Annotated in this window: 5 protein-coding genes; all 5 read left to right on the top strand. The window is 62.8% G+C overall.

Annotated features, from left to right (window positions below; genetic code table 11):
- Positions 1 to 123 precede the first annotated feature (123 nt).
- The 5 genes from rpoB (at position 124) to fusA (ending at position 11,124) form a co-directional block, all read left to right on the top strand.
- The gene (rpoB, locus tag ASPHE3_RS13960; protein WP_013601839.1) at positions 124 to 3,633 is read left to right on the top strand and encodes a DNA-directed RNA polymerase subunit beta; all 3,510 of its coding nucleotides are present in this window, start codon (positions 124 to 126) and stop codon (positions 3,631 to 3,633) included.
- 102 nt (positions 3,634 to 3,735) lie between these two features.
- The gene (locus ASPHE3_RS13955; protein ID WP_013601838.1) at positions 3,736 to 7,635 is read left to right on the top strand and encodes a DNA-directed RNA polymerase subunit beta'; all 3,900 of its coding nucleotides are present in this window, start codon (positions 3,736 to 3,738) and stop codon (positions 7,633 to 7,635) included.
- 458 nt (positions 7,636 to 8,093) lie between these two features.
- Entirely contained in the window at positions 8,094 to 8,468 is a 375-nt protein-coding gene (gene rpsL, locus ASPHE3_RS13950) for a 30S ribosomal protein S12 (protein WP_009358312.1), read from the top strand.
- Position 8,469: 1 nt separating this feature from the next.
- On the top strand, positions 8,470 to 8,940 hold the full coding sequence (rpsG, locus tag ASPHE3_RS13945) for a 30S ribosomal protein S7 (RefSeq protein WP_013601837.1): 471 nt from the start codon (positions 8,470 to 8,472) through the stop codon (positions 8,938 to 8,940).
- Positions 8,941 to 9,009: 69 nt separating this feature from the next.
- Positions 9,010 to 11,124 (top strand): elongation factor G, encoded by a 2,115-nt coding sequence (gene fusA, locus ASPHE3_RS13940; protein ID WP_013601836.1) that lies wholly within the window; start codon positions 9,010 to 9,012, stop codon positions 11,122 to 11,124.
- The last annotated feature ends 203 nt before the right edge of the window (positions 11,125 to 11,327 follow it).

The following is an 11,327-nucleotide window of genomic DNA, read 5'->3' as shown; positions in this document are numbered from 1 at the left end:
CAGCATCGTCAGCACGGGCCCCGGGTCATATAGCGGAACCGGATGGTAGCACTGCGGAGCATTCCGCAGGGTGCACAGCGGGGGAGATCTGAAAACGCCTGAAGGTCTGTGGAAGGATCCCTCTTGGTCGCCTCGAGCACCTCTAATAACGAAACCGCTAACACCGCCGACAGCACTGATGGTGCCACTCGCCGGCTCTCATTCGCAAAGATTCACGAACCTCTTGACGTTCCGAATCTGCTTGCCCTCCAGACGGACAGCTTCGACTGGCTGGTCGGAAATGAGCGCTGGCAGGCCCGCGTAGCGAAGGCTGTGGAAGAAAACGATCTCAGCGTCGCCACCACGTCCGGCCTGTCGGACATCTTCGAAGAGATCTCCCCGATCGAGGACTTCCAGGGCACCATGTCCCTGAGCTTCTCCGATCCGGAGTTCGCTGACCCCAAGTACACCATGGCCGAGTGCAAGGACCGGGACGCTACGTACTCGGCTCCGCTGTATGTCAAGGCCGAGTTCATGAACAACAACACGGGCGAAATCAAGCAGCAGACCGTGTTCATGGGCGACTTCCCGCTGATGACCGAGAAGGGCACCTTCGTGGTCAACGGCACCGAGCGTGTCGTCGTCTCCCAGCTGGTCCGTTCCCCGGGCGCCTACTTCGAGCGCGCTGCTGACAAGACCAGCGACAAGGACATCTTCACCGCGAAGATCATCCCGTCCCGCGGCGCCTGGTTCGAGCTCGAAATCGACAAGCGCGACCAGGTCGGCGTCCGCCTCGACCGCAAGCGCAAGCAGTCCGTCACCGTGCTGCTGAAGGCCCTCGGCTGGACCGAAGGCCAGATCCTCGAAGAGTTCGGCCAGTACGACTCCATGCGCGCAACGCTGGAGAAGGACGCTACCGAAACCCGCGAAGACGCGTTGCTGGACATCTACCGGAAGCTGCGCCCGGGCGAGCCGCCCACCGTCGAGGCTGCCCAGTCCCTGCTGGACAACCTGTACTTCAACTCCAAGCGCTACGATCTGGCCAAGGTTGGCCGCTACAAGATCAACCGCAAGCTTGGCATCGACCGCTCCCTTGGCGACAAGGAAGCCTCGGTCCTGCACGTTGAAGACATCGTGGCCATGATCAAGTTCCTCGTTGCGCTGCACGCCGGCGAGAAGACCATCAAGGGCACCCGCGATGGCCAGGAAGTGGACCTGCGCGTCGAAATCGACGACATCGACCACTTCGGCAACCGCCGCATCCGCGCCGTCGGCGAGCTCATCGAGAACCAGGTCCGCACCGGCCTGTCCCGCATGGAGCGCGTTGTCCGCGAGCGTATGACCACCCAGGACGTCGAGGCCATCACGCCGCAGACCCTGATCAACATCCGCCCCGTTGTTGCAGCCATCAAGGAGTTCTTCGGAACGTCCCAGCTGTCGCAGTTCATGGACCAGAACAACCCGCTCTCGGGCCTGACCCACAAGCGCCGCCTGTCGGCCCTGGGCCCAGGTGGTCTGTCCCGTGACCGCGCCGGCATGGAAGTCCGTGACGTGCACCCGTCCCACTACGGACGTATGTGCCCCATCGAAACCCCTGAAGGCCCGAACATTGGCCTGATCGGTTCGCTGGCTTCCTACGGACGCATTAACCCGTTCGGCTTCATCGAGACCCCTTACCGCCTGGTCAAGAACGGCGTCGTTTCCGACGACGTCCAGTACCTGACGGCCGACGACGAGGCTGAGGTGCTGATCGCCCAGGCCAACGCGCCGCTGGACGAGAACAAGAAGTTCGCCGAAGAGACCGTCCTGGTCCGTGCCCGTGGTGGTGGAGGCGAGCCCGTCCTCGTTCCCGCCGAGGACGTCGAGTTCATGGACGTTTCCCCGCGACAGATGGTGTCTGTGGCAACGGCCCTGATCCCGTTCCTCGAGCATGACGATGCAAACCGCGCACTCATGGGTGCCAACATGCAGCGCCAGGCCGTGCCGCTGGTCCGCTCCGAGGCCCCCTTCGTGGGCACCGGGATGGAGCGCGCCGCAGCCGTCGACGCCGGTGACGTTGTCATCGCGAAGAAGGCCGGTGTGGTCACCGAGGTTTCCGCCGAGCTCGTCATCATGCTTAACGACGACGGCACCGAGACCAACTACCGCATCAACAAGTTCGCCCGCTCCAACCAGGGCAACTGCTACAACCACCGTGTCCTGGTGAACGAAGGCCAGCGCCTGGAAGTTGGCGGCATCATCGCCGACGGCCCGGCAACGGACCAGGGCGAGCTCGCCCTCGGCAAGAACCTGCTCGTGGCGTTCATGTCATGGGAAGGCCACAACTTCGAGGACGCCATCATCCTCTCGCAGCGCATCGTTGCCGAGGACGTTCTTTCCTCCATCCACATCGAGGAGCACGAGATCGATGCCCGCGACACCAAGCTTGGTGCCGAGGAAATCACCCGTGACATCCCCAACGTGTCCGAGGAAGTCCTGGCGGGCCTGGACGAGCGCGGCATCATCCACATCGGTGCCGAGGTTGAAGCCGGCGACATCCTGGTCGGAAAGGTCACCCCCAAGGGTGAAACCGAGCTGACCCCGGAAGAGCGCCTGCTGCGCGCCATCTTCGGTGAGAAGTCCCGCGAAGTGCGCGACACCTCCCTGAAGGTGCCCCACGGCGAGTCCGGCACCGTCATCGGCGTGCGCGTCTTCGACCGCGACAACGACGACGAGCTGCCCCCGGGCGTCAACCAGCTGGTCCGCGTCTACGTGGCTGCCAAGCGCAAGATCACCGACGGCGACAAGCTCGCCGGCCGCCACGGCAACAAGGGTGTTATCTCCAAGATCCTCCCCGTCGAGGACATGCCCTTCCTTGCCGACGGCACCCCCGTTGATATCGTCCTGAACCCGCTGGGTGTCCCGGGCCGTATGAACGTGGGACAGGTGCTCGAGACGCACCTCGGCTGGGTTGCCAAGACCGGTTGGAAGATCGAAGGCGAGCCCGAGTGGGTCAAGCAGCTGCCGAACCTGCCGCGCGAGAGTGGCCAGACCACTGTTGCCACGCCGGTGTTCGACGGCGCCCGCGAAGAGGAAATCACGGGCCTGCTGGACTCCACCAACCCGACGCGTGACGGCGAACGCCTGATCAACTCCTCCGGCAAGACCCGCCTGTTCGACGGCCGCTCCGGCGAGCCGTTCCCGGATCCGATCTCGGTCGGCTACATGTACATCCTGAAGCTCCACCACCTGGTGGACGACAAGATCCACGCGCGCTCCACCGGCCCGTACTCCATGATCACGCAGCAGCCGCTGGGTGGTAAGGCACAGTTCGGTGGCCAGCGCTTCGGTGAAATGGAAGTGTGGGCGCTCGAAGCTTACGGCGCCGCCTACACGCTCCAGGAACTCCTCACGATCAAGTCTGACGACATCCACGGCCGCGTGAAGGTCTACGAGGCCATCGTCAAGGGCGAGAACATCCCCGAGCCGGGCGTTCCCGAGTCCTTCAAGGTCCTGATCAAGGAAATGCAGTCGCTGTGCCTGAACGTGGAAGTCCTCTCCACGGACGGAACCACAATTGAAATGCGTGACTCTGATGACGCAGTCTTCACGGCTGCGGAGGAACTGGGTATCGATCTGTCCCGTGCAGAGCCCAGTTCCGTAGAAGAGGTCTAAGGAGGCGTACGACGGCGGGTGACCGCCCGCCGTCGTACCTCACCTTCCTCATCCCGCACCCAAGACTTCAGAATTTAGAGAACAAGAGAGAACAGGGACCATATGTCCAGCGAATCCTCCTTCGGCCTCATGCAGATCGGCCTCGCCACCGCGGAAGACATCCGCGGCTGGTCGTACGGCGAGGTTAAGAAGCCGGAAACCATCAACTACCGCACGCTCAAGCCCGAGAAGGACGGCCTCTTCTGCGAGAAGATCTTCGGCCCGTCCCGGGACTGGGAATGCTACTGCGGCAAGTACAAGCGCGTGCGCTTCAAGGGCATCATCTGTGAGCGCTGTGGCGTTGAAGTCACCCGCGCCAAGGTCCGCCGCGAACGCATGGGCCACATCGAGCTTGCCGCTCCCGTCACGCACATCTGGTACTTCAAGGGTGTTCCCTCCCGCCTGGGATACCTCCTTGACCTGGCACCGAAGGACCTCGAAAAGGTCATCTACTTCGCCGCCTACATGATCACCAGCGTCGACGAGGCTGCCCGCCACGAGGAACTGCCCAACCTGCAGGTTGAGCACGACATCGAGAAGAAGCAGCTGATCGACAACCGCGACTCCGACATCGCGGCGATCGCCCGCGACCTCGAAGGCGAAATTGCCCGCCTGGAGGGCGAAGGCGCAAAGGCTGCCGACAAGAAGAAGGCCCGCGACTCCGCCGACCGCCAGATGGCCAACGTCCGCAAGCGTGCCGACGCCGACATCGAGCGCCTCGAGCAGGTCTGGGACCGCTTCAAGAACCTGAAGGTCGCAGACCTCGAAGGTGACGAAGGCCTGTACCGCGAACTGCGCGACCGCTACGGCATGTACTTCGAAGGCTCCATGGGTGCCGAAGCCATCAAGAAGCGTCTTGAAAGCTTCGACATGCAGGCCGAGTCGGACCTGCTGCGCGACATCATCGCCAATGGCAAGGGCCAGCGCAAGACCCGCGCCCTCAAGCGCCTGAAGGTGGTCAACGCGTTCCTGACCACCAACAACAGCCCGCTTGGCATGGTCCTCGACGCCGTCCCGGTGATCCCGCCGGAACTGCGTCCCATGGTCCAGCTGGACGGTGGCCGCTTCGCGACCTCCGACCTCAACGACCTGTACCGCCGCGTGATCAACCGCAACAACCGCCTCAAGCGCCTGCTTGACCTGGGTGCTCCGGAGATCATCGTCAACAACGAGAAGCGCATGCTTCAGGAAGCTGTTGACAGCCTCTTCGACAACGGCCGCCGCGGCCGTCCGGTCACCGGACCGGGCAACCGTCCGCTGAAGTCCCTGAGCGACATGCTCAAGGGCAAGCAGGGCCGTTTCCGCCAGAACCTCCTCGGCAAGCGCGTGGACTACTCCGGCCGTTCGGTCATCGTGGTCGGCCCGCAGCTGAAGCTGCACCAGTGCGGCCTGCCCAAGCAGATGGCGCTGGAGCTCTTCAAGCCGTTCGTGATGAAGCGCCTGGTTGACCTCAACCACGCCCAGAACATCAAGTCGGCCAAGCGCATGGTGGAGCGGTACCGTCCGCAGGTCTGGGACGTGCTGGAAGAGATCATCACCGAACACCCGGTGCTGCTCAACCGTGCACCTACCCTGCACCGCCTCGGCATCCAGGCCTTCGAGCCGCAGCTTGTTGAAGGTAAGGCAATCCAGCTCCACCCGCTGGTTTGTGGCGCCTTCAACGCCGACTTCGACGGCGACCAGATGGCAGTTCACCTGCCCCTGAGCCCCGAAGCCCAGGCTGAAGCCCGCATCCTGATGCTGTCCTCGAACAACATCCTGAAGCCCTCCGACGGACGTCCGGTCACCCTGCCTTCGCAGGATATGATCATCGGCCTCTACCACCTGACCACCAAGCGTGTCGGTTCAGCTGGCGAAGGCCGCATCTTCGGTTCGGTTTCGGAAGCCATCATGGCGTTCGATGCCCGCGAGCTGCACCTGAACTCTCAGGTCAAGATCCGCCTCGAAGGCTTCGTACCGTACGCCGGCTGGGAAGCTCCGGAAGGCTGGGAGCCGGGTCAGCCCGCGCTCGTCCAGACCTCCCTGGGCCAGGTTCTCTTCAACGAGACCCTGCCCGAGGACTACCCCTGGGTTGAGGCTGTTGCCGACAAGGGCGAACTGTCCCGCATCGTCAACGACCTCGCCGAGCGCTACCCGAAGGTTGTTACCGCTGCAACGCTGGACAACCTGAAGGATGCCGGTTTCTACTGGGCCACCCGCTCAGGCGTCACCGTTGCCATCTCGGACATCGAGGTTCCGGCCGCAAAGCCGGAGATCCTCGCCGGCTACGAGGAGCGCGCCGCCAAGATCCAGGGCCAGTACGACAAGGGCCTGATCGACGACGACGAGCGTCGCCAGGAACTGATCGAGATCTGGAACAAGGCAACCAACGAGATCGCCCAGGCGATGCGTGACAGCCTGTCCCCGATGAACACCATCAACCGCATGGTGTCCTCCGGTGCACGTGGTAACTGGATGCAAGTCCGCCAGATCGCGGGTATCCGCGGCCTGGTGGCCAACCCGAAGGGTGAAATTATTCCCCGTCCGATCAAGTCCTCGTACCGCGAGGGCCTGTCCGTTCTGGAATACTTCATCGCCACGCACGGTGCCCGTAAGGGTCTGGCTGACACCGCTCTCCGTACCGCCAACTCGGGTTACCTGACCCGTCGTCTGGTGGACGTATCGCAGGACGTCATCGTTCGCGAAGAGGACTGCGGCACGGAGCGTGGCCTGGTCACGCCCATCGCCGTCGCCGATTCCAACGGTGAGCTGGTCCTGGACGAGAACGTCGAGAACAGTGCCTACGCACGTACCCTCGCCGTCGACGTCGTGGACTCCGAGGGCAAGGTCCTGGCCGCTGCCGGCACCGACTGCGGCGACGTTGTCATCGACGAGCTGTTCAGGGCAGGCATCACCGAGGTCAAGGTCCGCTCCGTACTCACCTGTGAGTCCAGCGTCGGAACCTGTGCACTGTGCTACGGCCGTTCGCTGGCCACCGGCAAGACCGTGGACATCGGCGAGGCCGTGGGCATCATCGCCGCACAGTCCATCGGTGAGCCCGGTACCCAGCTGACCATGCGCACGTTCCACACCGGTGGTGCTGTTTCCGCCAGCGGTGGCGACGACATCACCCAGGGTCTGCCTCGTATCCAGGAGCTCTTCGAAGCCCGTACTCCGAAGGGTGTCGCACCGATTGCGGAAGCAGCCGGCCGTATCACCATCGAAGAGTCCGAGCGCCAGATGCGCCTGGTCATCACCCCGGATGACGGAACTGAAGAGATCGCCTACCCGGTCCTTCGCCGTTCACGCCTGCTGATCGAGGATGGCGACCACGTCACCGTCGGCCAGAAGCTGATCAACGGACCGGTGGATCCCAAGCAGGTCCTGCGCATCATGGGTCCGCGTGCGGCACAGAAGTTCCTGGTGGACGAGGTCCAGGGCGTGTACCGCAGCCAGGGCATCGGTATCCACGACAAGCACGTCGAGGTTATCGTCCGCCAGATGCTGCGCCGCGTCACTGTCATCGAGTCCGGCGAATCGGACCTGCTGCCCGGCGAGCTCGCCGAGCGCAGCCGCTTCGAGGACGCCAACCGCCGCGTTGTGTCCGAGGGCAAGACTCCGGCTTCCGGACGTCCTGAGCTCATGGGCATCACCAAGGCGTCGCTGGCCACCGAGTCCTGGCTGTCCGCAGCTTCCTTCCAGGAGACCACCCGCGTCCTGACGCAGGCGGCCATGGAAGGCAAGAGCGATCCGCTGCTGGGCCTCAAGGAGAACGTCATCATCGGTAAGCTGATCCCGGCCGGCACGGGCCTCCCGCGCTACACCGAGGTCACCGTGGAGCCCACTGAAGAAGCAAAGGCCAACCTGTTCACCGGCCCCAGCGCATTCAGTGACTTCTCGTACGACACCCTGGGCGGCGACGGAGCTCCTGAGTTCCACGCCATCCCGCTGGATGACTACGACCTGGGCAACGACTTCCGCTAGAAGGCAGTCCGCGTGGGCCCCGTCTCAACCTGCCTTTCGGCAGGGGGAGGCGGGGCCTTCCCGTTAACCCAACCAGGTAGCGCTAAGTGTCGTTTTAGGGGTTCAAAACGACACTTGGCGCTACCTAGTTGGGGGACTAGGGCCCTGATTAAGGGGTATGGGCCGTCCGTGCTAGACTTGTTACCAATTGTTATTGTGGCAGTGGATGAGTGCGCCGGTTCCAGCTGAAAGGCTGAGCCAGAGCGACGTTTCCGGTTTGCAGGGTTCTTGTGCAACGTATGCCACATTTTTGCATGCCTAGGGACCACTGAGATGCGAATCAGTTCCTGGTATGCGATCCGACTATTAAGGCTTCGCCTTCGCCGCCGTGGAGATCTTCTTCAAGGCCCGGGCGGCGGGGCATCGCAACAAGAGAGTGACCGGAAGCGGCCACTCCGGATACAACGGAGAACACGAGAGTGCCTACGATTAACCAGCTGGTCCGCAAGGGCCGCACGCCTAAGGTCTCAAAGACCAAGGCTCCCGCGCTTAAGGGCAGCCCCATGCGCCGCGGTGTTTGCACCCGCGTCTACACCACCACCCCGAAGAAGCCGAACTCGGCTCTGCGTAAGGTGGCACGTGTGCGCCTCAACGGCGGCGTGGAAGTTACCGCCTACATCCCCGGTGTTGGCCACAACCTGCAGGAGCACTCCATTGTGCTCGTCCGCGGTGGTCGTGTGAAGGACCTCCCGGGTGTCCGCTACAAGATCGTCCGTGGCGCCCTCGATACCCAGGGTGTCAAGAACCGTAAGCAGGCACGCAGCCGCTACGGCGCAAAGATGGAGAAGAAGTAATATGCCTCGCAAGGGTCCGGCCCCCAAGCGGCCGCTCGTACAAGATCCCGTTTACGGCTCCCCGCTGGTCACCCAGCTGATCAACAAGGTGCTTGTTGACGGCAAGAAGTCCACGGCAGAGCGCATCGTCTACGGTGCCCTCGAAGGCGCACGCGCCAAGTCCGGCGGCGACCCCGTAGCAGCCCTCAAGAAGGCCATGGACAACGTCAAGCCTTCCCTCGAGGTCCGCTCACGCCGCGTTGGCGGCGCCACCTACCAGGTTCCGGTTGAGGTCAAGCCGGGCCGCTCCACCGCACTCGCCCTGCGTTGGCTGGTTGGCTACTCCAAGGCCCGCCGCGAAAAGACGATGACCGAGCGCCTCCAGAACGAGATCCTGGACGCGTCAAACGGTCTCGGTGCCGCTGTGAAGCGTCGCGAAGACACCCACAAGATGGCCGAGTCCAACAAGGCCTTCGCACACTACCGCTGGTAATACTTCCCGGACGCCGCCGGCCCTACCGGGCCGGCGGCGAACGTGCAGTCCATCCGAAAGGGAGACACCGTGGCACAGGACGTGCTTACCGACCTTAGTAAGGTCCGCAACATCGGCATCATGGCCCACATTGATGCCGGCAAGACCACCACCACCGAGCGCATCCTGTTCTACACGGGTGTGAACCACAAGATCGGCGAAACGCACGACGGCGCTTCGACCACCGACTGGATGGAACAGGAAAAGGAACGCGGCATCACCATCACGTCTGCCGCCGTGACCTGCTTCTGGGAAAACAACCAGATCAACATCATCGACACCCCCGGCCACGTTGACTTCACCGTTGAGGTTGAGCGCTCCCTGCGCGTCCTCGACGGTGCCGTTGCCGTATTCGATGGCAAGGAAGGCGTTGAGCCGCAGTCTGAGACCGTATGGCGCCAGGCTGACAAGTACAACGTTCCCCGCATCTGCTTCGTCAACAAGATGGACAAGCTCGGTGCCGACTTCTACTTCACCGTAGACACCATCATCAGCCGACTCGGTGCCAAGCCGCTGGTCATGCAGCTGCCGATCGGTGCCGAGAACGACTTCATCGGCGTCGTCGACCTGCTCTACATGCGTGCCCTGGTGTGGCCCGGCGATGCCAAGGGTGACGTCACCATGGGTGCGAAGTACGAGATCCGCGAGATCCCGGCTGACCTCCAGGAAAAGGCCGAGGAGTACCGCGCGAACCTCGTTGAGACCGTCGCCGAGTCCTCCGAAGAACTCATGGAGAAGTACCTCGAGGGCGAAGAGATCTCGATCGACGAGCTCAAGGCCGGCATCCGCAAGATGACCATCAACTCTGAGCTGTACCCGATCTTCTGTGGCTCGGCCTTCAAGAACCGTGGCGTCCAGCCCATGCTCGACGCAGTGGTGGACTACCTGCCCAACCCGCTCGACGTCCCCCCGATGATCGGCCACGATCCTCGCGACGAAGAGAAGGAACTGACCCGCAAGCCTTCCGCCGACGAGCCGTTCTCTGCTCTCGCTTTCAAGATTGCGGCCCACCCGTTCTTCGGACAGCTCACCTTCATCCGCGTGTACTCCGGTCACGTGGAAGCAGGCGCCCAGGTGGTCAACTCCACCAAGGGCAAGAAGGAGCGCATCGGCAAGCTCTTCCAGATGCACGCCAACAAGGAAATGCCCGTCGAGGGCGCTACCGCCGGCCACATCTATGCAGCCATCGGTCTGAAGGACACCACCACGGGCGACACCCTGTGCGATGCCAACAACCAGATCGTCCTCGAGTCCATGAGCTTCCCGGAGCCCGTGATCTCGGTTGCCATCGAACCCAACACCAAGGGTGACCAGGAGAAGCTCTCCACGGCCATCCAGAAGCTCTCCGCTGAGGACCCCACCTTCCAGGTGTCCCTCAACGAAGACACCGGCCAGACCATCATCGCCGGCATGGGCGAGCTCCACCTGGACATCCTGGTGGACCGCATGCGCCGCGAGTTCAAGGTCGAGGCCAACGTTGGCAAGCCGCAGGTTGCTTACCGTGAAACCATCAAGCGTGCTGTGGAGCGTCACGACTACACGCACAAGAAGCAGACCGGTGGTTCAGGCCAGTTCGCAAAGATCCAGATCGCGATCGAGCCGCTGGACACCGCCGAGGGCGAGCTGTACGAGTTCGAGAACAAGGTCACTGGTGGCCGCGTTCCCCGCGAGTACATTCCGTCTGTCGACGCCGGTATCCAGGATGCACTGAACGACGGCGTCCTGGCCGGTTACCCGGTTGTCGGCATCAAGGCCACGCTGGTTGACGGCGCGTACCACGATGTTGACTCCTCGGAAATGGCGTTCAAGATCGCCGGCCGGATGGCTTTCAAGGAAGCCGCCCGCAAGGCGAACCCTGTCCTGCTCGAACCCCTGATGGATGTCGAGGTCCGCACCCCTGAGGAATACATGGGTGAAGTTATTGGTGACCTCAACTCCCGCCGTGGCCAGATGCAGTCCATGGAAGATGCACAGGGCGTCAAGGTCATCCGTGCACACGTCCCGCTGTCCGGCATGTTCGGCTACATCGGTGACCTGCGCTCGAAGACCCAGGGCCGTGCTGTTTACTCCATGACGTTCAACAGCTACGCCGAGGTCCCGAAGGCTGTTGCCGACGAGATCATCCAGAAGAGCCGCGGCGAATAATCCCTCGGGATTTTCAAAGCGAACAACCTCGGGTGCGCCTGCCGTAATCGGAAAGCGCAGCCGGTGCAGATGGCCGGACCGGCCGGAACCATCCGGTCGGGCCGGATCCGGCCATCTGCACGAACAGGCTCAAGGCACTAGTATTAGTTCCTGAATCTGCAATTTCACCAATCCAAAGCCCCCAAGTAGACTTGCCTGAGTTT

Origin of the sequence: Pseudarthrobacter phenanthrenivorans Sphe3 (assembly GCF_000189535.1) — a bacterium.
GTDB lineage: Bacteria > Actinomycetota > Actinomycetes > Actinomycetales > Micrococcaceae > Arthrobacter > Arthrobacter phenanthrenivorans.
This window is presented reverse-complemented; position numbering and strand designations above follow the sequence as displayed.

Bases quoted from the DNA above. Each gene is read 5' to 3' on its own strand.
- ASPHE3_RS13955 (WP_013601838.1), top strand. From the start codon at position 3,736: ATGTCCAGCGAATCCTCCTTCGGCCTCATGCAGATCGGCCTCGCCACC.
- rpsG (WP_013601837.1), top strand. From the start codon at position 8,470: ATGCCTCGCAAGGGTCCGGCCCCCAAGCGGCCGCTCGTACAAGATCCC.